At 55.5% G+C, this 19,523-nt stretch carries 19 protein-coding genes and 3 tRNA genes; 6 read left to right on the top strand and 16 right to left on the bottom strand.

What is annotated here, in order from left to right; genetic code table 11:
- Positions 1–198: 198 nt before the first annotated feature.
- The gene (locus tag BP758_RS05540) at positions 199–1,272 is read right to left on the bottom strand and encodes a PEGA domain-containing protein (RefSeq protein ID WP_292369516.1); all 1,074 of its coding nucleotides are present in this window, start codon (positions 1,270–1,272) and stop codon (positions 199–201) included.
- Between the two features lie 226 nt (positions 1,273–1,498).
- Between BP758_RS05540 and BP758_RS05545 the strand changes: the two genes are divergently transcribed.
- Positions 1,499–1,573, top strand: a tRNA-Arg gene (locus BP758_RS05545).
- A 95-nt stretch (positions 1,574–1,668) separates the two neighbouring features.
- Here the strand turns inward: BP758_RS05545 and BP758_RS05550 are convergent.
- From BP758_RS05550 to BP758_RS05600, 11 genes are all read right to left on the bottom strand, one after another.
- Positions 1,669–2,145: a NusA-like transcription termination signal-binding factor gene (locus BP758_RS05550; protein WP_292369518.1), complete on the bottom strand. Its 477-nt coding sequence runs from the start codon at positions 2,143–2,145 to the stop codon at positions 1,669–1,671.
- Between the two features lies 1 nt (position 2,146).
- The gene (locus BP758_RS05555; protein WP_292369520.1) at positions 2,147–2,440 is read right to left on the bottom strand and encodes a 50S ribosomal protein L30e; all 294 of its coding nucleotides are present in this window, start codon (positions 2,438–2,440) and stop codon (positions 2,147–2,149) included.
- A gap of 44 nt (positions 2,441–2,484) precedes the next feature.
- Positions 2,485–3,657 (bottom strand): DNA-directed RNA polymerase subunit A'', encoded by a 1,173-nt coding sequence (rpoA2, locus tag BP758_RS05560; protein ID WP_292369521.1) that lies wholly within the window; start codon positions 3,655–3,657, stop codon positions 2,485–2,487.
- 1 nt (position 3,658) lies between these two features.
- On the bottom strand, positions 3,659–6,298 hold the full coding sequence (locus BP758_RS05565; protein WP_292369522.1) for a DNA-directed RNA polymerase subunit A': 2,640 nt from the start codon (positions 6,296–6,298) through the stop codon (positions 3,659–3,661).
- 17 nt (positions 6,299–6,315) lie between these two features.
- Positions 6,316–8,130: a DNA-directed RNA polymerase subunit B gene (gene rpoB / locus BP758_RS05570; RefSeq protein ID WP_292369523.1), complete on the bottom strand. Its 1,815-nt coding sequence runs from the start codon at positions 8,128–8,130 to the stop codon at positions 6,316–6,318.
- A complete protein-coding gene (locus BP758_RS05575) occupies positions 8,127–9,686 on the bottom strand; it encodes a DNA-directed RNA polymerase subunit B'' (protein ID WP_292369977.1) in 1,560 nt (519 codons plus the stop codon). Before BP758_RS05575 ends, rpoB begins: the two co-directional genes overlap by 4 nt.
- A 19-nt stretch (positions 9,687–9,705) precedes the next feature.
- Positions 9,706–9,957 (bottom strand): DNA-directed RNA polymerase subunit H, encoded by a 252-nt coding sequence (locus BP758_RS05580; protein ID WP_292369525.1) that lies wholly within the window; start codon positions 9,955–9,957, stop codon positions 9,706–9,708.
- 77 nt (positions 9,958–10,034) lie between these two features.
- A tRNA-Lys gene (locus BP758_RS05585) sits at positions 10,035–10,108 on the bottom strand.
- A gap of 72 nt (positions 10,109–10,180) precedes the next feature.
- Positions 10,181–10,831, bottom strand: coding sequence for a response regulator (locus BP758_RS05590; protein ID WP_292369527.1), 651 nt, complete (start codon positions 10,829–10,831; stop codon positions 10,181–10,183).
- 120 nt (positions 10,832–10,951) lie between these two features.
- On the bottom strand, positions 10,952–11,581 hold the full coding sequence (locus tag BP758_RS05595; RefSeq protein WP_292369529.1) for a response regulator: 630 nt from the start codon (positions 11,579–11,581) through the stop codon (positions 10,952–10,954).
- 2 nt (positions 11,582–11,583) lie between these two features.
- Entirely contained in the window at positions 11,584–11,943 is a 360-nt protein-coding gene (locus BP758_RS05600; RefSeq protein WP_292369531.1) for a roadblock/LC7 domain-containing protein, read from the bottom strand.
- A gap of 464 nt (positions 11,944–12,407) precedes the next feature.
- Here BP758_RS05600 and BP758_RS05605 point away from each other — a divergent pair.
- The 4 genes from BP758_RS05605 to BP758_RS05620 all read left to right on the top strand — a co-directional run bounded on the left by BP758_RS05605 (position 12,408) and on the right by BP758_RS05620 (position 14,991).
- Positions 12,408–12,481 (top strand) — tRNA-Pro (locus BP758_RS05605).
- A gap of 33 nt (positions 12,482–12,514) precedes the next feature.
- Entirely contained in the window at positions 12,515–13,369 is an 855-nt protein-coding gene (locus BP758_RS05610; protein ID WP_292369533.1) for a damage-control phosphatase ARMT1 family protein, read from the top strand.
- 56 nt (positions 13,370–13,425) lie between these two features.
- Positions 13,426–13,884, top strand: coding sequence for an NfeD family protein (locus BP758_RS05615; protein WP_292369535.1), 459 nt, complete (start codon positions 13,426–13,428; stop codon positions 13,882–13,884).
- Positions 13,885–13,887: 3 nt separating this feature from the next.
- Positions 13,888–14,991: an SPFH domain-containing protein gene (locus BP758_RS05620; protein WP_292369537.1), complete on the top strand. Its 1,104-nt coding sequence runs from the start codon at positions 13,888–13,890 to the stop codon at positions 14,989–14,991.
- A gap of 420 nt (positions 14,992–15,411) precedes the next feature.
- Here BP758_RS05620 and BP758_RS05625 read toward each other — a convergent pair whose 3' ends face one another.
- The gene (locus tag BP758_RS05625; protein ID WP_292369539.1) at positions 15,412–16,707 is read right to left on the bottom strand and encodes a site-2 protease family protein; all 1,296 of its coding nucleotides are present in this window, start codon (positions 16,705–16,707) and stop codon (positions 15,412–15,414) included.
- A 77-nt stretch (positions 16,708–16,784) separates the two neighbouring features.
- Complete coding sequence (rnhB, locus tag BP758_RS05630; RefSeq protein WP_292369541.1) at positions 16,785–17,426, bottom strand: ribonuclease HII; 642 nt, start codon at positions 17,424–17,426, stop codon at positions 16,785–16,787.
- A gap of 57 nt (positions 17,427–17,483) precedes the next feature.
- Between rnhB and BP758_RS05635 the strand changes: the two genes are divergently transcribed.
- Positions 17,484–18,152 carry a potassium channel family protein gene (locus BP758_RS05635; protein WP_292369544.1) on the top strand — a complete coding sequence of 223 codons (669 nt, stop codon included), beginning with the start codon at positions 17,484–17,486 and terminating at the stop codon, positions 18,150–18,152.
- Here BP758_RS05635 and BP758_RS05640 read toward each other — a convergent pair.
- Both BP758_RS05640 and BP758_RS05645 read right to left on the bottom strand, forming a co-directional pair.
- Positions 18,141–19,337: an NAD(P)/FAD-dependent oxidoreductase gene (locus BP758_RS05640; protein WP_292369546.1), complete on the bottom strand. Its 1,197-nt coding sequence runs from the start codon at positions 19,335–19,337 to the stop codon at positions 18,141–18,143. The genes BP758_RS05635 and BP758_RS05640 overlap by 12 nt on opposite strands.
- Entirely contained in the window at positions 19,327–19,503 is a 177-nt protein-coding gene (locus BP758_RS05645) for a 4Fe-4S binding protein (protein ID WP_292369548.1), read from the bottom strand. Before BP758_RS05645 ends, BP758_RS05640 begins: the two co-directional genes overlap by 11 nt.
- Positions 19,504–19,523 lie beyond the last annotated feature (20 nt).

The following is a 19,523-nucleotide window of genomic DNA, read 5'->3' on the forward strand; positions in this document are numbered from 1 at the left end:
TTTATAAAGGATACGGTGAAACTATAAAAATAACCTGTTGGGTTTTCATCTGGCCGCAGGAAGCGAAACCCAGACAAAATATCGGCTCTTCCTGGGAGAGGTAGGCCCGGGAAAATACCGTGATTTCCCCGGACTGACGGTACAATACCGGATAGCGGGGGTATGATATCCGGAAAGGGAGCCATCCGGTTAAAAAAATTATTTTTTCCGGCGGAGAACCACAATCCCCAGACCAATGGCGCCGAGCACGACTGCCCCCTCAACCGGAGAAACCTTTGTGGTTGTTGCCGCTGCGGTTGTTATCTTGGGGTACGTTGTCGGTACCTTTATCGTCGTTACGGGTATCACCGTCTTGATAGTAGTTGGCATCGGGGTCGGCGGATTAGTAATAACGGCTGTTGCCATCGCGGTCAGTTCTGCATCAACCGTTGTCGTGTCACCTGATGTAACCTTTACAATTTTCGACCAGTCCACATACCCGTCTTTTGTAATTTTTACTATATGCGAACCCACCGTGAGACCTGTTGCCGCATAGGGAGTTGTGCCTACAGAAGCCGTATCGATATACACGGTTGCTCCTGAGGGGGATGACGAAATATCAATCTCGCCCACTTCATCGGTGGTGACTTCGAAGGTAACCGACGAGGAACATTTGACCGCTCCCACAGAATCCATGACACATACTTTGTAGGTCTCTTCGGATGCATCCGTCAGATCGAACGTCCCGGTAACCGTTGTTGAACCCGCAGAGATATCTGATGTGGTGATGTTGTCGTAACCGCTCTTATAGAGGTAGACCTCAGTTACATCGGACAGGCTGGTGCCGGTCAGGGTAAATGACGCATCATCGGTATTGGTCTTTGCATACGTTGGAGAGATTGACGACAGGGTCATGTCATCGGAGATCGTAAACCCGTCATAGGTACTCTCCGACCCGTCATCATTGACCACCACAACAGTCCAGGTACCCTTTGTTATTGATGATGAAATTCTACTGCTGGAGAATACCGCCACAATTTTTGTAGTACTCTTGGAGGAAATTGAGGCGGCGGTAATATTATCTTCTCCATCCATCATGAGCCGGACATATTTGTACGAGCTCGAGGTGGGCAGATCAAAACCGGTACCTGTGATAGTCATCGTAACCGAATTGCCACGATAGGCAGATGTCGGGCTGATACCCGAAATCGCCGGATCGGCTGCAACAGGTACTGCAAGTGTGAGCAGCAGAATCATCCCTGCAAGAAATATGAGGAAAATTGAATGTTTCATGGTCGTCATCCCTTATTGTAAGGTTCTACCTCGCAAAAGGGGATATATTGAGTTCATAGGAGGGCGGAATAATTGAACCGGGGAGTATTAATTAACCCTTTACAGGAGCCGGTAAACAAGGCCAATCCAGGCAGATACTACTTCCACGAGTCTTCAGATACTCGTTCCCTCCTAGGGAGGACACAGATTAATTAGCCCGGACCACGAACCTAATAGGCGTCATAAGGGGCTTGTGGCTTAGCCTGGACATAGCGCCGGGCTTCTAACCCGGATGTCGGGGGTTCGAATCCCTCCAAGCCCGTCGTTTTTTATTTCACTTACGTTAACGGGATGAACCTTTTTTTAAAAATCCGCAAAAAGGCCGTTTGAACGGGAGGGTAAAAGAAAAAAGAGAACTTACTGGTCTTCCGCCGGCTGGGCCATGGGTTCTTCCCCGGGCTTCTGGAGGATCTGGACATCGGCAATATTGTGCTGCCTCTGGGCCAGTTTCTTTGCCTTGAAAATATTCTTGCCGTTCTTGCCGATCGCAATACCGCGGTCCTCATCGCTGACATCGACTATCGCCGACCGGGCATCCTCTTCGCCGGAAAATTCAATGCTTGTCACTTTCGCGGGCAAAAAGCAGTTCTTTAAGAACTGTTCGGGGTTGCTGTTGTATTCCACAACCTCGATCTTCTTTCCCATCACTTCGGACGCCTTCTTGATCGAGGCACCCTTCTTCCCGATTGCAAGCCCCATATCGCCGGGGTTTACCACAAAGATCAGCCGCTCGTTCCGATCGTCGACAACACAGTCGCGGCTCCCCGCGCCGGTCAGCGATTCGAACTGGGAGATCAGGCGCATACAGTCTTCAGTCAGTTTGACTTCGACCATATCATGCCGTCCTCTTAAGGGAAAGGATGTCTGACTCGCCGGGGCTTGCAATGGCAAGCGCGCTCACCATGAACGGCTTACCGCATGCCTTGCCGAGTGCAACGCTCGATCCGTCGAACGTGTGGATGAAGATATTTTCATAGCCCGCAAGCTGTGATTTAAAGTTCTCCGGGCAGTTTGCCGCGATGACGACCATCTGGGCCTTGCCCTCTTTTACGCATTTTTCCGTGTTGTTCTGGCCGAGAATAACATTCCCGGTCTTGATTGCTCTTCTTAAGGAAGCATTAAAATCCATCTGCAATTCTCCTAAAATTGTTATAAGATTCCTCGTTTATCCACTTAATTGTCTCGTTGTTTGACGGCCACGAGCCGGACATCCCCGGTGCCGAGCTGGATCGGCTGGCCGACGATGACGTTCTCGGTAACACCGCTTAACTCATCGGTCTCGTTTGCGACCGCGGCGTCAAGCAGGTGGTTGACGGTCACTTCGAATGCTGCACGGGAGAGGACACTCTCCTTCTCCCCGGCAATCCCGTGACGGCCGATCTGCTTGACTTCGCCTTCCATGCACATCATGTCGGCAACGAGCATGAGATGCCGGACATCGACGAGGATACCCTGTTCGTTTAGGGTTGACTGGGCCTCGTGGATGATGGCATTTCGTGCGGCTTCGACACCGAGTACCTGGGCGATCTCACTGATGTTGTTCGTGCGGGTACGGGTCGTATCCACACCGGCAACGTCAAATACATCCTTTAGGTTGGATCCTTCAGTATAAAGTATATACTCCCCGCCCTCTTTCCTCACGACGACCCGCGCGATATCGTCAATACCCTGGACAATGACATTGCGCACATGTTCGGCAAGCTGGAAGAGGTTCTGGTAACTCTCCCGGTCCTTGGGGGTGAAGATGATCACGGCCTTTGCTTCGTCAATATCGTTCTCGAAGTCGCGATAGTGCCGGCGGTCGCGGATCTTCTTTGGCGCGACTTCCATGATCTCCGCAGGAGTGATCTTACGCTTCTCGCACACCTTTGTGTTGAGGTGAACGACGACCTGCATGTTTTCCATATCGGTCGTGATATCACCGAATTCATGGAGCGGTGCCGCTTCGATCTGCCAGCTGACTTCCCGTGCCCGGTCCCTGTCAATCCCGTAATCGGGCTCGAGGTACACGGTCATGGTCGGGGTGCTGGGCTCTTTTCGGGCATCCATGATCTCGATGAGCCGGGGCAGACCCAGTGTCACGTTAATTTCTGCGACACCGGCATAGTGGAAGGTACGCATCGTCATCTGCGTGCCGGGTTCCCCGATGGACTGTGCCGCAATCACACCGACTGCCTCGCAGGCCTCGATGCGGGTCGAGAGGAATTCCTTGTTGACCCGCTCAAGGATCTCCTTGAACTGGGCATCGGTGATCTCTTTCCCGTCAAGGAACGTGCGTAATTGCTCCTTTGTCTTCTGCAGGAGTGCCGCGGCCTCGATCTTCTTTTCGTACTTGTCCGCGATCATGTTATACCTCCTCTTTTAGGACTGCCTCGACGATACCCTTGACATCCACCGGATCCCCGAACGCACTCTTGGTCGGGTCGGTGCTGTCCTCGCCGTACTGGAACTGGATGATCCTGCCGCCGGTTGTCCTGACGGTGCCGTCGTACGCTACCTTGAGGTCCTGAAGCGCGTTAATCATACGCCGCTGGAGGTACCCGCTCTGGGATGTACGGACCGCAGTATCCACAAGCCCTTCACGGCCACCGATTGCGTGGAAGAAGAACTCGGTAGGGTTTAAACCGCCCTTGTAACTGTGCGCAATGAACCCGTGCGCATCAGCACCCCGGTCACCGCGTTTAAAGTGCGGGAGGGTACGGTCATCATACCCACGGACGATACGTTCCCCACGAACGGACTGCTGGCCGATACAACCGGCCATCTGGGTCAGGTTGAGCATCGAACCACGGGCCCCGGAGACCGCCATTACCACGGCGCTGTTCCCGAGACCGAGGTGACGGCCTGCAATCTGACCGGTCTGGTCACGGGCTTTCCCGAGCACCTGCATGATCTGCATCTCGAGGGTTTCCTCGACCGTACGCCCGGGCATCGGTTCGAGCTGGCCGTCTTCATAGATCTTGATCCTGCGGGCGACATCGAGTGCCGCATTATTCAAGACATCGTCAATCTGGCCGTACTCGGTCTTGGAAAGGTCTTCGTCGTCGATACCGAACGAGAACCCGTCGATCATGATACCGCGGATGGAGAGCTTGGTGACCTGGTCGATGAACTCCGCTGCACGCTTCATCCCGTACTGGCGGATGATACGGTTGACAATCTGGCCGTCGAATGCACCGATTGCCTTCTTATCGATGGTACCCGATTCGAGCTTCCCGTCGAAGATCCGGACATAGGCGTCACGGTCGCAGAGTTCTTTTTTACAGGTATCGCAGTTCTGGCAGGAACTGGCCTTAAAGACCATGTTCAGGGCTGCCGGGAGGATCTGGGAGAAGACCTGCTTGTTGCTCCAGTACTCGACACCGTCCTCGGTCTTGCCGGCCGGGGGCATGTGCTCGATCTTTACCGGTTTTAACAGGTACAGGGTCTCTTCCTTGTTGAACCACCGCACCAGGTGGGTCAGCATGAAGATACCGGAGATGTGGTCGTGGATACCGCCGATGATCGGACCGCCGAATCTCGGGGAGAGAATATTCTCCTGCACGGAGCAGAGCATCGAGGCTTCCGCACGGGCTTCCTCGGTCTGGGGGACGTGCAGGTTCATTTCGTCCCCATCGAAGTCGGCGTTGTACGGCGGGCAGACGGCCGGGTTGAGCCGGAAGGTCCGGCCTTCCATGACTTTTACCCGGTGGGACATGATGCTCATCCGGTGCAGCGAGGGCTGCCGGTTAAAGAGCACGACATCGCCGTCGCGGAGCTGGCGTTCAACCGTATAGCCGGGCTCGATCATCTCGGCGACGGTCTCGAGGTTGTCCGCACCGAGGCGGAGACGCCGGTTATCCGGCCGGATCACATAGTTCGCACCGCAGGGCGCGTTGACGTTCGGGCGGACCGGGCCGGTTCTTACAACCTGCCTAAGTTCCTCGATGTTATAGGAGGTTACCCGGACCGGCACGGTCATCTCATTTGCGACCGCGCGGGGGATACCGACTTCGGAGACCGAGAGGTTCGGATCGGGAGAGATAACGGTACGGGACGAGAAGTTCACACGCTTCCCGGAGAGGGAACCACGGAACCGTCCGTCTTTTCCTTTGAGACGCTGGGAGAGCGTCTTTAAGGGCCTGCCGCTCCTGTGGCGGGCCGGGGGACACCCGGCAACTTCGTTATCCAGGTACGTTGTCACGTGGTACTGGAGCAGTTCCCAGAGGTCCTCAATGATCAGCTGAGGCGCTCCTGCGTCCTGGTTCTCCTTGAACCGCTGGTTGATACGGATGATATCCACGAGCTTGTGGGTAAGGTCGTCTTCCGACCGCTGGCCGTTCTCGAGGATAATAGACGGCCGCATCGTGACCGGCGGGACCGGGAGCACCGTGAGGATCGTCCATTCGGGGCGGGCAACCTTCGGGTTGATACCGAGCGGGACAAGATCCTCGTCCGGGATCTTCTCTAATCTCGCGCGGATGTCGGCGGGCGTGAGCTTGTGCTCGACCTTCTTGCCCTCCTCTACCATCACTTCGGAGAAGGTAGTAGGCTTCTCGAAGTTGATCTTGAGCTGCTGTTCGCCGCAGTACGGGCAGACGCGCTCCTTTTTCACATCCTTTTCCGAGATCTGGTCCCCGGTTGAGTCCTCGTCGGTCCCGACGACTTTCTCGATCTCGTCAGGCGAGAGGAGCACCCGGCCGCAGGAACGGCAGGTGACACGGAGAAGTTTCCGGATAAGCCGGGTGTACCCGACATGAATCACCGGCTTTGCAAGCTCGATGTGCCCGAAATGTCCTGGGCAGTCGCTTGCTTTCTGGTCGCAGGTCTTGCACCGCAGGCCCGGGTCGATGACACCGAGGTTGAGGTCCATGAGACCCTGCGGATAGGGGAAACCATCATCATCGTAGGTGTCTGCCCAGATGATCTTCCTGACACTCATCTCCCGGATCTCCTTGGGGGAGAGCAGGCCGAACTCGATTTTTCCGATTCTCTTTGGGCTTGGCATGACTGTTTGGCACCTCCTTATACAACGTCCTCTAACCTGAGGCGGGGTGCAATTCCCATGCTCTTCATCTCATCTAAGAGGAGCTTAAAGGCGTAACTCATCTCGACCGAGTAGATATCGGTCTCGTTACCGCAGGCAAGGCAGCGGGTCATGTTGCGCTTGCGGTCGAGCATTGCAACCATCCCGCACCGGGCGCAGACATATTCCTGCACCTTATCCGATTCATCGAGCAGCCGCTCCTTTAATGCCATGGCGGCGCCGTGGCCGATCATGACATCACGCTCCATCTCACCGAAACGGAGACCTCCTTCACGGGCACGTCCTTCGGTAGGCTGGCGGGTCAGGACCTGCACCGGCCCGCGGGACCGGGCATGCATCTTGGAACTAACCATGTGGTACAGCTTCTGGTAGTAGATCACGCCGATATAGATATCGGCCTTGAATGCCTTGCCGGTATAGCCGTCGTACATCACTTCACGGCCGGTATGGGAGTAGCCGAGTTTCCTGAGCGATGCACGGAGGTCGGCCTCACTCTCGCCACCAAACGCCGTCGCATTAATCCGACGGCCTTCGAGCGACCCGACTTTCCCCCCAATCATCTCAAGCATGTGCCCGATGGTCATACGGCTCGGGATTGCATGCGGGTTAATCACAAGGTCCGGGGAAAGGCCGGCCTCGGTAAAGGGCATATCTTCCTGGGGGACAATCAGGCCGACAACCCCTTTCTGCCCGTGACGGGATGCAAACTTGTCGCCGATCTCCGGGACACGGAGGTCACGGGTCCGCACCTTCACGAGGCGCGAGCTGTTCTCACCTTCGGTGATGATAACCGTATCGACGATACCGTGCTCGTTACTCCGCATGGTGACCGAGGTGTCGCGGCGCTTCTCTTCCGCGATAAGTTCCCCGGTGGGTTCTTCAAGGAACCGGGGCGGGGAGGTCTTCCCGATGAGGACATCCTTTTCTGCAACGATGGTCTCGGGGTTGATCACACCGTCCTCGTCAAGGTTCTTGTACGAGTCTGCACCGTGGGCCCCGCTGACTTCCTCGTTCGGGACCTCGATCCGGTCGATCTGGCCGCCCGGGTACCGGCGTTCTTCGCCTTCGTAGGTCCTGAAGAAATGGGAGCGGCCGAGGCCGCGGTCGATCGAGGCCTTGTTGAAGATGAGCGCATCTTCAATATTGTAGCCTTCGTACGAGAGGATAGCCACGACAAAGTTCTGCCCGGCCGGCCGGTCGTCCGAACCGATCAGCTCGGAGGTCTGGGTGTGGGTGAGCGGTTTTTCCGTATAGTGGAGCATGTGGCCACGGGTATCGGGCCGGAGCTTCATGTTTGCCGAACCAAACCCGAGCGCCTGCTTGACCATCCCTGCGCCCATCGTGACACGGGGACTTGCATTGTGCTCCGGGAACGGGACGTGTGCTGCACCGATACCGAGGATAAGCGACGGGTCGATCTCAAGGTGGGTGTGCTCGGGGGTGATATCCCCGGGGTTCATCGCAATATAGAGATCTTCTTCCTCTTCTGCATCGACAAACTCGATCATGCCGTGTTTGACGAAGTACGAGAAATCGATCTCCTTTTTCGCGAGTTTCCTGATATCGTCTTCGCTGATGAGGGACTTCCCGTCCTTTAAGACGATGAGGGGGCGGCGGGCGCGGCCCCGGTCGGTCAGGATCACTACATCGCCGTTGAACTCCTTATAGGAGACGTTGACTTCAGCGGAGATTGCACCCTGCCGGCGCATCGTGCGGATATTCTCCACCAGGGTCTTTGGATCGTCAACGAGGCCGACCAGTGCCCCGTCGACAAATACGCGTGACTTCTTCATCGGACCTCACCCCGGATCTGTTCCACGTTTAAGGTATGCAGGATGCGCATGATCTCCTCTTCGTCGTTAACACCCTTGCTGATCTCGACCATCTGTGCGAAGTTTTTCACGAGACCACAATTTGGCCCTTCAGGAGTCTCGCTCGGGCAGATCCGGCCCCACTGGGTCGGGTGCAGGTCACGGGCCTCGAAGTGGGGCTGTGAGCGCGAGAGCGGAGAGATCACACGGCGCAGGTGCGAGAGGACGGCCATGTGGTCGACGCGGTCCAGAAGCTGCGAGACACCGGTCCTGCCGCCCACCCAGTTACCGGTGGCAAGCGGGTGGAGGAGGCGCTCGGTGAGCACATCGGCGCGGACTGCGGTTGCAATCGAGAGATCGCGGTGCCGCATACTCGCGCGTTCGAGCTGGTACTTGATATCACGGGTCAGCCGGTTTAAGGAGATACGGAAGAGGTCTTCCATAAGGTCGCCGGCGAGCTTGAGCCGCTTGTTCGAGTAGTGGTCCTTATCGTCGATCCGGCGCTTGTTTAAGACAAGATCAAAACAGGCTTCTGCCATGCGGCCGAGGAAATGCGCCTTTGCCATCCGGACCGAGGCTACTGCCTCTTCGTATCCTTCGTCGCCTTCCTTCAGCGTCGCCGGCAGGGCATAGTTGAGGTGCGGGAGCAGGTAGTTGTCGAGCACGAACTCTGCGCGCTTCTTCTGGTAGTCCCGCGTCTGGTTGGGCGCGAGTTTCTTACCCACGTACATGACGCCGTCCTCGACCGAGTCGCATTCGCTCTCTTCGAGGTTCTGCATCATGAAGGTAAGGATATCCTCATCGGTAGAGACCGCATTCACGACCTCCTGGTCGTTTGTCATGCCGAGCGCACGCATCAGGTCCACAAACTTGAGGTGCCCGGCAACGGACGGGAACGAGACCTCTAACAGGTTCTTCTTGTTCCTCTCGACAACGACAAGCGCACGGTAACCGCGGAACTGCGAGAACACCTTTGCTACATAGATACGTTCGTTGTACCGTTCGGTGAACTCGGTCATGATCTTGTTCGAGGCAAGATCCTCTAAGGTCATGAGCACGCGCTCGGTCCCGTTCACGATAAAGTACGCACCCGGGTCGAATGCATCTTCCCCGTGGGAGACGCGCTCGTCATCGCTCATGCCGTACAGGTTGCAGGCAACCGAACCGACCATGATGGGCAGCTGCCCGATGGTAGTGACGATCGGCTCCTGACGATCCTCGCCGTGTACGAGCGTCAGTCCCAGCTGGATCGGGGCCGCATAGGTAAGGTTCCTGAGACGCGCTTCGCTCGGGTATAACTCGGCCTGCGAACCGTCGGCTTCCCGGACGAGCGGTTTTTTGACCTCGATGCTTCCGAGCTCGACCCAGACCGGTTCGTTGTTCTTGCCCCGGTTTTCGATGTCGGTCTCGATGATCTTCTGTTCGTTGACCACTTTCTGGAGATTTTCCGTCAGGAAATAGTTAAAGGAGTCAAGCTGGTGGCGCGCAACATGCTCCCGTGCAAAGTATGCCCTCGATAATACGCTTCTGTCAATCAGATAGACCGCCCCCCGGCCATTATTTCTTGGGTCTCCTGATAACGAGCCGGTAGGCTTCCGCCCTGCCGGCAGTATGGCTCTTCCTGATAATCCGGATCACGTCATCGACTTTGGCGTCGATGGACTTAACAGCAGGATCGTCGTGATAGATTTTTGGTAACTGTTCGGTTGTAATATGGTAGCGGGAGAGCAGCGCTGATACTTCCTCCTCGCTCATAAGCTGGTGATCCGGCACCATCACATGTGACAGCACAGTTAACTTCGTGCTCAATGAAAAACCCCCTTAACGTTGAAACGATTGCCTCTCAGATGCATCACCGCAAAAAATCCACGATTGGATCGTGGTAACGGGCCCGGAGGGATTTGAACCCCCGACCACCTGGTTAAAAGCCAGGCGCTCTACCGAACTGAGCTACGAACCCCGGTACAAATAAGATGTACAGCATTATAACAATGCCAGAAAACTATATAAACATTACCCCCGATCATGCCATTCATTCCTGCTGCCCCGCAGGAGGTGCGGTTCTGGCAAGGAGTTCCTGAAGCTCCCGGATCCTCCGCTCGGACGAGGCTACCTTCTCCTCAAGGGCCCGTACGGCAGCCATTTCATCAGGCGAAGGAGTGCGCCCGGCCTGATCCCTCCCGACTGCCGATCTGAGGACAACGAGAAGGTTCCGGTCGACTTCGATCGACTTGCGCAAGGCACCATACTCTTTTATGAGAGAAGGATCAACCCCTTTACCTTCAGCCAGGAGTAATTCCTCTTTTATATCGTTTCTCCGCGAGAATATCCGCTGGATCGATTCGATCAGCTGCGCCGGGTTGACCGGTTTTGATACAAAATCGTCGATACTCAGGCTGTGCTCCTTAGCTTCGGCAGGAGTGATCTTCTTTGCCGAAAACATGAGCACCGGGATCTCCCTGGTATCGGGATCCCCCTTGATCTTCTCTAACGTCTCCCACCCGTCCATGGGTTCCATCATGATATCGAGGAGGATCAGATCGGGAATTGCGGATTTTAAGATCCTCAGGCACTCGTCCCCGCCATGGGCCATGATAGGAGAATATCCCTTGCGGGACAGGATGGCGGCAAGCCCGTCGACGATAAACTGACTGTCGTCAACAATTAAAATTGTGGTATCCATGAGGGGGGCTCCCGGGTAGGGCCTGATATAAAGGGGCCGGCATGTGCTGCCCTGCTTATATGATATGCTGCGGAACTATTCAAAGGTATATCCGATCGCACTGATCAACGCCGTATTTTTTTATGCAAGTTTCCCGGCGAGTTCGGTCTTTAGCTGCTGGAGCCGGGCTTCCTGGAACCTGAGATCGGTGTCCATGGTTTTTAAGGCACGGGAGAGATCTTCACTGACCCGGACTTTGGTGTCATTGAAGCTGTAGGTTGTTTCGAGGATCTTCATTAAGCGTTTATTGACGTCGATACCCTTAGAGAGCCGGGCATATTCGCCGACAAGTTCGTCATCGGCCCCGGATTTTGCAGCCTTATCCACATCGGTCCGGATATTCTGCCGGCGGCTGAGTACGTGTTCGATTGCATCGTAAAGCTCGCGGTGGGTGATGGGCTTGAGCACATAGTCCTCGATAAAAGGACCATACTCCTGTGCTTCGGCCGGGGTCAGCTGCTTTGCGGTGAGCATGAGTACCGGCACCTCTTTGGTTGCCGGATTTTCCTTGATCTTCTCCAGGGTTTCCCATCCGTCCATGGGTTCCATCATGATGTCGAGGAGGATCAGATCCGGGGTGACCGTTTTTAGGATCTCCAGGCACTCTTCGCCACCATAAGCAGCCACCGTCCGGTACCCGCCCCGCTCAAGCATCGTCACAAATACATCTACGATAAACGGACTGTCATCGACCACAAGAATCGTGTACATCGTTACATCACCTCCCCGATCTCTGCAGCAACGGCGCAGATACGCGAAGCCACATCATCTTTCTGTGCAGTACCGTTAAGGACTGCTGCGATAAGAAAATGCGCCCCGGCACCCATGACCAGCAGGGACGACCCGGCCGCCTGAATGGTAATGGAAGACGGGTCTTCCATATCCAGAAGGTGCCCGGCAGATTCTGCAGATGCAAAAAGGGTAGCAGAGAGCGCTCCGAACCAGGGTTCGTTTAAATTCCGGTTAAAATATTTTCCCTGGATAATACCGTCCCGTGAAACTAATGCGCAATCCGTCACACCATCAATGACCCGTATCTTTTCAATAAATGCTGCACGTTTATCCGCACACATCTCTCAAGGGCTCCCGGTGTTTCCCTGTCTGCACTCAATCATAATTCAAAATAACACCATATATACATATCCTTTTTTTAATTTTTTTTGAGAATTTACCGGTGAGATCTGCCGGGAATGGCAAAAAATATCAAAATACCGGATTGCGGCAAATGGTTTTTGAGAGTTTTTACGGATGCAGGCGGGATTCCCGGGATCACTCCGACAGGGATTTTTTACCAGAGGAACCTGCCTCAAGCAGGAACCGCAGGAATATACCGGTTACGCCGGCCGGCCTTTCTCACATTCGTTGAAATACCCGGCCTCCGGATCGTAAAGGTGATCCCACGCAATCAATCGTACTTGTAAAACCCCACACGAGCAAACCCGGCTCATCAAGACCAGGAACGTCCATAAGACCGGGCAGCTGTTCCCAGCCAAAAACAAGAAAGGTAGATATGGAATATCTGCGAATAGTAGAGAGCGGGGCCATAGGGTAGCCTGGCCATCCTAGGAGACTGGGGGTCTTCTGACTCGCGTTCAAATCGCGATGGCCCCATTCGTATCGTTGTTTTTTTTGGTGACTTGTGCCGTGAAGATTACGGAAACATGTATCGACTGCCTCATCTCCCGGGTCGGGATGGAGTGCGGCCTTGTCGGGGCGGACCCGGAAACGACCCGCCGGGTCTCGTCAGCCTGCCGCTCGTACCTGGTATCCATCAAGGACCAGCCCCTCACCCACCCGCAGATCGCAAGCCTCGTTCACAACCATGCCTACCAGCTGCTCTCTGCGTCCGATCCATTCCGTGCTCTCAAAAAACAGGGAAATGCAGAAGCCTTATCGGTCTGCAAAGAAGTCAGGCCCACCCTTAAAACGTTCCGGGACTTCGTGCTTGCCTCGGTGATCGGTAATACCTTCGATTACGGTGTCAAGGGCCACACGGTCACGGATAACTTCTCCGCTTTTTTCAAAGATGAATTTGTAAAAGGATTAGCCATCGACGATACCGACCGGATCTTTCCCCTTGCAAAAAAGGTGGTCTACTTAAGCGACAACTGCGGGGAGATCGTCCTTGACCGGGCCCTGATCCAGTACCTCAAACACGGGGGCGCACAGATCACGCTCGCGGTAAAAGCCCTGCCGGCGCTCAACGATGCAACCCTTGAAGATGCGCGGGAACTCGGTCTCGACCGGATCGTGGACTGCCTTACCACCAACAGCACAAAAGCGGAGATCGGTCTTTGTCTGGAAGAAGCCCCGCCGGAACTTACCCGTGCGATCAAAGACTGCACCCTCATTATCGCCAAAGGTATGGCAAATTTTGAATCCCTTTTCGAGCGTGACGATCTCCCCCCCGTTGCATTCCTGATGGCTGCAAAATGCAAACCTGTTGCAGAGATGGTCCAGGTCCCGGTCGGCGCAAAAGTTGCACTCTTAAAAATGTGATCGTCGGGGAAAAAAGCGTTCCATAGGAATTTAACTGCCCGGGCCCATCACTATTTATGGTACTGCTTGAAGGAATGGCACTGGGATGGCTCCTGATTGTCCTTGGGGCCGTCCTGCTCCTGGTCGAAGTCCACAGCCCGGGTTTTTTTGCCACCGTCCCTGCAACCGTGCTGATCATCATCGGCATCCTCCTCCTCCTGGGAATTGATATCTTCAACTCGGGGTGGGGCGTTATCGTCGGCGTTGTTGCAGCCCTCTGCGCCGCCGGGGTCACGGTGTGGATGTACAGCAGGATTAATCCCGAGGGGACCCCGACTACTATCAGCCGGGACTCGCTCATCGGAAAAGAAGGGATGGTCATTGCCGATGTCGACGCGACAACGATCAAAGGCAAGGTCAGGATCGGTACAACGGAATGGAGTGCCCACTCCACCGGCCTGATTATTCCTGTCGGGAGAAAAGTTCGGGTTGTCGATTCCGAGGGCGTCCATATTGTTGTCGAGGGGGTGGACTAAGCCATGGCATTCATCGAAACGTTACTTACCATATTTTTGATCCTTGTCATCGTCATCATCTTTGCAAAAGGTGTCGTGATCATCCAGCCGTACGAGCAGGGTCTCCAGATCCGGCTCGGGAAATATATCGGGCGCATGAACCCGGGGTTCCGCTGGATCGTCCCGTTCGTGAGCGACGTGACAAAACTCGATCTGCGGACGCAGGTCGTGGATGTCCCCAGCCAGGAAGTGATCACCAAAGACAATTCGCCGACAAATGTGGATGCGATTGTCTACGTGCGGGTGATCGATCCCGAGAAAGCCTACTTCGAGGTCTCCAATTACCGGATGGCGACCGTTGCGCTTGCGCAGACCAGCCTCCGTGGCATCATCGGGGACATGGAGCTCGACGAGGTTCTCTACAACCGGGATGTCATCAATACAAAACTCCGGGACATCCTCGACCGTGAGACCGACCAGTGGGGAGTCAAGGTCGAGCGGGTGGAGATAAAGGAAGTGGACCCGGTCGAGGCCGTCAAGAACGCAATGACCGAACAGACCGCAGCAGAGCGGGCACGGCGTGCGGCAATCCTCCGGGCCGATGGGGAGAAGCGTTCCGCGATCCTCAAGGCAGAGGGCCTGCGGCAGAGCATGATCCTCGAAGCGGAAGGAGAACGCCAGAGCAAGGTGCTCCGGGCCGAAGGGGAACGCCTGTCAAGGATCCTCCAGGCGCAGGGCGAGGCTCAGGGCCTGCGCATCCTCTCGGTGGGTGCGGCGCCGCTCGACAAGCGTGCGATCACCGTGCTCTCGCTCGATGCGTTGAAGACCATGGCAAACGGTCAGGCGACCAAGATCATCTTCCCCTTCGAGATCTCCCAGCTGATCCGTCAGGGTGCTAAGTTCCTCGGGGCCGATGAAGAGACTGTCGACGATATTGCGGGCAGGCCGGTCATGGACGAGAGCATCCTTGGCGACATTCCTAAGCGGGAGGCAGTCGATGCAATCCTCAAGGAGATCCAGGACGCAGTTCCCAAGGTCTCCGAGGAGGAGCTCAAGGATACGAGCAAGCGCCGGTTGCCGGTGAATAAAGATGGCGACAGCGAGCCGGTATCACCAGCCAGGGAATAATTCCTTTTTCCCGGATGTGGCTGAGGTCTCGTCCGGTACTTTTTTTCGCGAACAAAAAACAAATTCTAAAATTTTTTAGCCGAAAAAAATACCGATCCGGACGATTCGGTTTTTTTAAGCAATAGTGCCGAGAAAATCACGTCAGAAAAAGAAAAATATTGTCGGTTGTACATCCGATAATCGCCTAATTATCCGAATATCGGTAAGGTAACTTACCCACACTTTTCGGGCAAAAAATCGCAGTACTTTTTTGTTCGAATCTTTTTTAATGATACATCTGCCCGTTATCAGACATTATCTGAACTAATGAACGAATGGGGATGATGATACTACGGCTCATGATCACACACGACGGCAGCGAAAGCTATCGCCAGACACACCCTGCAGTAAAAAATCGGAAAGGTTCTGCCCGGCAGCCGCTCACATATGCAGCAAATACGGCAGCATGATAAGCGAGATCAGGACAACGATCATCACGTAGCTGACCGCCCCGACCACATAGCTCGAATACTTAATGAGCCCGCGCCGGTCGAGGAGCCGGTCGACTCCTTCCTTGAAGATATACCCGCCGTCCAGCGGGACCATCGGGATCGCATTGAAGATCCCCACGTTGATGTTGATCCAAGCGCACCAGAAGAGGATGTGGATCGCATCCCAGAACCCGGCAAACGGCGCCTGGTAATAGGACGTATCGGGCGTATCGAACGCTAAGATGCGCAGGTACTGGGCAGCATCCCCACTCGCAAAGGGCACGATCAGAAACTCAAAGAACCCGACCGGTGAAAGCATCGACCCTACCGCAGACTTGACAGCAGTACCGTCATAGTACTGGACTCCCATGAAACCGCTCGTCTGGTTATTGCCATATTCCTTTGGCCATGCAGCAAGCGTGATCGTATAATCGGCTGCGGTCCCGTCCTTTACCGTGGAGAGCTTCACCGTATCCCCGGGTTTTGTTGTATTGAGGATCGCAGAGACATCCGCCCGGCTCTCCACCGGGATCCCGTTGATCGCGGTTACTACCGACCCCTGCGCCACGCTCGCGTTATCGGCCGGGTAGCCCTTGTAGATCCCGTGGACTGCCGGCTGCGTGGCCGGCACCACCATACCGAACATGAGGATGATCAGCACAAAACAGGTAAACCCCACGACAAGGTTGTTCGTGATCCCGGCGCCGAACATCCGCATCTTGGGCATGCCTTTTTTCTGTTCGAGCTCCTCGTCATCCGGCTCAACAAAGAACCCGATGGGAATAACGGCAAGGAGCACGCCCATGCCCCTGACCTTGATATTTTCCACCCGGCAGAGGATTGCATGCCCGAATTCGTGGATCACAATGGTTAAGAAAAATGCAAACCAGACCGCAAATGTCGAGGGAACATACTCGTTGATCCCGGGGAGCAGAAGAATGTTCTGCGGCTCGTAGATCCCGGTCGGCTCCGGTTTGATCATGAGGGTATACCGGATCGACAAAAAGAGCATAACGGTGATAAAAACGGAGACAATGATAACCGCAATGACACCGACCGTTCCGTAGATCCTGAAAAACGTGCGGAACCGGGTAAACTTATCGAAGAACGCAACCCTGTGGGTCTTGATCGCCATGATCGGGCCGTAAAAAACAATATGGTCGGCCCAGAGGTTTCGCGAATGAATAATATACGCGACAATGGCGTACAGTGCCACCAGGGCAACGAGGATCAGGATCCAGTCCATCCATATCTTTTGGCATGGGGAACCTGATAAAGGAATGGAGGTTTATATACGAGGAGAAAAACGCCGCAACAAAAATTTTAAAAAAATGCCGCAAGGCTGCTCTGGGATTTTTTCCCGAGCAGGGCGCTGACCGTCTTCCAGCTTTTCCGGGCTATAGGCGGGGGAACGCGGTGCTCGTCGATATATGCGGAGAGGTACGCGATGGTAACCGGGTCGGACGGGTACCCGCTCCCGATATCGCCATACTTTTCCTTGAGTTTTTCAATCTCCCGGTCCCGGGTGACTTTCGCGATGATGCTTGCTGCGGATACGATTGGGTAGGTATCATCCGCGTGGTGCTCGGATACGATCTCGCAGGGGGTCGCAAGGTGGCTCTTTACGGTCTCTGCATACCGGAGCGGGTTGACATCGCAGGCATCGACATACGCGGTTTTGGGATGCGCTTTCTCGATCACCTGCGCATGCGCCCGGGCAACGATGGCATTCATCGTCATCTCGCGTCGGATACGGTCAATCTCTTCAGACGGGAGGATGACAACAGCGGTCCTGCACCGCTTTTTTATAAGAGGAAAGAGCCGTTCCCGCTCGGCCGGTGAGAGGGTTTTGGAATCCTTTACCCCGAGGTCGTCAAAGACAGCGGCGGAACGAACAGCCACTCCCGCAACCACCATCGGCCCCAGCACCGATCCTTTTCCCGCTTCGTCGACCCCGCAGATCACGGTACCTAAGGTCTGTTGCGCAAATTATTTCAATGGCGATGATGGTAACCGGTAGTCATGTATATTATCATCGTGGGGCTCGGCGGCATCGGACGCAGCCTTGTCAGGCAGGCGGTCGAACACGGCAACAACGTCGTCGTGATCGACCATGAAGAAGCCCGGTGCAGTGAGATCCTGGAGCACTACGATATCCTTGCGATCACCGGTAATGCCACGGACAAGTCCACGCTTGAGGAGGCCGGCATTGACCGGACCGATGCGTTTGTCGCAACAACGAGCGACGATGCGGTCAACCTGATGACCTGCTGGCTTGCAAAACGGTTCCACGTCCCTACGGTCGTTGCCATCGTCAACCAGTCAGCCCACTCAGAATTCTTTAAGGAAGTCGGGGTCAGGATCAGCGAGAACCCGGACGACCTCGTGGCATCGCGGCTCTACTACTGGACCGAGAACCCGCAGCTCCAGCAGCTCGCCTCGATCCCCGGCGGCAGCATCTTCGAGATCGTGGCAGAAGAGGGCGCACCGATCGTGGGCCACGAGATCCATGAACTCAAAGTGAAAGACTTCGTTTTCATCGCCATCCGGAGAACCGGCGGCGGGCTCATTATCCCGAGCGGGAATGTCCGGATCCAGGCCGGGGATACCTTCACGGTCTTTACCAAGAAAGAGGCCGAGGACGACTGCCTGCGGCTCTTAAACAAACAGTTAAAAAAATCAACGGAGTGAGGCCGCAAGGGCCCCGAGCTCCACGAGCAGCTTCGGGTTGGCCTTCAGCAACTCTTTTATCAGCGAGAGTGTGGAGAACTCTTTTAAGTCCATCTTCGATACGGAGTGGATGATCGTGTTCATCTTCTCGTCGGACTGCTTGATCATGTACTCCTTGATGTGGTAGTTGCGCTCGATGGTCTTGCCCATCGGTGACGCACGCCATGCCTTGTCGTAGGCCATGAGCGCCTTTTTCGAGGTGTCGCCCTTTGCAATGCAGGCTGCTGCGGTCTCGGCGGCGAGCTTGCCGGTAAACATTGAATTGTAAATACCGCCGCCCGTAAGCGGATCCACGACACGGGCCGCATCGCCGGCAAGCATCAGGCCGTCGGCAACCGTGCATTCCAGCGGCCGGCAGACCGAGACGCCGCCGACAATGCTTTCGATGGTCTTGCCATGCGGGAACTTCTGCTTGACGAACTTGTCAAGATAGTCCTTTGCCCGGTGGCCCTTGCCGCTCTTCCGGCCGGAGATCCCGATACCCACATTTGCCGCCCGCCTGCCCTTGGGGAAGATCCAGAGGTAGCCTTCGGGGGCGACCTCGTTTCCGATATAGAAGATCGTTGCATGGGGGTTGATGTCGATATCGGTCATCACGTACTGGACCGAGCTCATGATCTCCCGGACCGGGACGGTCGTATCGATACCCGCCCACTTGGCAAACTTGGACTCGATGCCATCGGCTGCTATTACGACCTCGGCATTGACCTTCTGGACATTGCCGCAGGATTCGAGCTGGGCGCCTTTGACCCGCCCGTTCGACATCAGCGGGGCCGAGGCCCGGGTCTTGACAAAGACATCCGCACCGGCCTCTGCCGCCCGCCAGACCAGTTCCCGGTCAAAGACCTTGCGGTCGAGGATGTACCCTACTTTTCCCCCGGCCATGGAGGATTCGAGCGTCATCTCAAAGCCGTCGGGTGCCACGACAACCGCCCCGGTCATCTCCGCAGAGATCCAGCGCGGGTCAGCGTCGATAAACTCGGCAAGGGCCTCTTTCCCGATTCCCTCCGCACAGCGGACCGGGGCACCGATTGCCGGGCGTTTCTCGACAAGGCAGACGGAGAGCCCTTTTTCTGCCGCGGTCTTTGCAGCGATGGCACCGGCCGGGCCGCCGCCGACGATCAGGATGTCGTATTTACTTTTCATGCACGACCTCCAGCGCTCCCAGCGGACAGACCTTGGCGCAGATACCGCAGCCTGTACAGTTCTCCTCAACCGAAAGGTATGCGTCGATCAGTTCCAGTGCGCCTTCAGGGCAGACTGATACACAGCATCCGCAATACCCGCAGATATCCCGGTGTACATTAAGCATTGATCGAATATGTTGGAGGC

The sequence above is a fragment of the Methanoregula sp. UBA64 genome (assembly GCF_002502735.1).
Lineage (GTDB): Archaea > Halobacteriota > Methanomicrobia > Methanomicrobiales > Methanospirillaceae > Methanoregula.

What these genes read in the sequence shown, in the direction of transcription:
- rpoB (WP_292369523.1), bottom strand. Translation starts at nt 8,130, where the DNA reads ATGAAGAAGTCACGCGTATTTGTCGACGGGGCACTGGTCGGCCTCGTT.
- BP758_RS05645 (WP_292369548.1), bottom strand. Translation starts at nt 19,503, where the DNA reads ATGCTTAATGTACACCGGGATATCTGCGGGTATTGCGGATGCTGTGTA.
- BP758_RS05625 (WP_292369539.1), bottom strand. Translation starts at nt 16,707, where the DNA reads ATGGACTGGATCCTGATCCTCGTTGCCCTGGTGGCACTGTACGCCATT.
- BP758_RS05590 (WP_292369527.1), bottom strand. Translation starts at nt 10,831, where the DNA reads ATGGATACCACAATTTTAATTGTTGACGACAGTCAGTTTATCGTCGAC.
- BP758_RS05635 (WP_292369544.1), top strand. Translation starts at nt 17,484, where the DNA reads ATGTATATTATCATCGTGGGGCTCGGCGGCATCGGACGCAGCCTTGTC.
- BP758_RS05600 (WP_292369531.1), bottom strand. Translation starts at nt 11,943, where the DNA reads ATGTGTGCGGATAAACGTGCAGCATTTATTGAAAAGATACGGGTCATT.
- BP758_RS05595 (WP_292369529.1), bottom strand. Translation starts at nt 11,581, where the DNA reads ATGTACACGATTCTTGTGGTCGATGACAGTCCGTTTATCGTAGATGTA.
- BP758_RS05540 (WP_292369516.1), bottom strand. Translation starts at nt 1,272, where the DNA reads ATGAAACATTCAATTTTCCTCATATTTCTTGCAGGGATGATTCTGCTG.
- BP758_RS05550 (WP_292369518.1), bottom strand. Translation starts at nt 2,145, where the DNA reads ATGGTCGAAGTCAAACTGACTGAAGACTGTATGCGCCTGATCTCCCAG.
- BP758_RS05620 (WP_292369537.1), top strand. Translation starts at nt 13,888, where the DNA reads ATGGCATTCATCGAAACGTTACTTACCATATTTTTGATCCTTGTCATC.
- BP758_RS05615 (WP_292369535.1), top strand. Translation starts at nt 13,426, where the DNA reads ATGGTACTGCTTGAAGGAATGGCACTGGGATGGCTCCTGATTGTCCTT.
- BP758_RS05640 (WP_292369546.1), bottom strand. Translation starts at nt 19,337, where the DNA reads ATGAAAAGTAAATACGACATCCTGATCGTCGGCGGCGGCCCGGCCGGT.
- BP758_RS05555 (WP_292369520.1), bottom strand. Translation starts at nt 2,440, where the DNA reads ATGGATTTTAATGCTTCCTTAAGAAGAGCAATCAAGACCGGGAATGTT.
- rpoA2 (WP_292369521.1), bottom strand. Translation starts at nt 3,657, where the DNA reads ATGATCGCGGACAAGTACGAAAAGAAGATCGAGGCCGCGGCACTCCTG.
- BP758_RS05565 (WP_292369522.1), bottom strand. Translation starts at nt 6,298, where the DNA reads ATGCCAAGCCCAAAGAGAATCGGAAAAATCGAGTTCGGCCTGCTCTCC.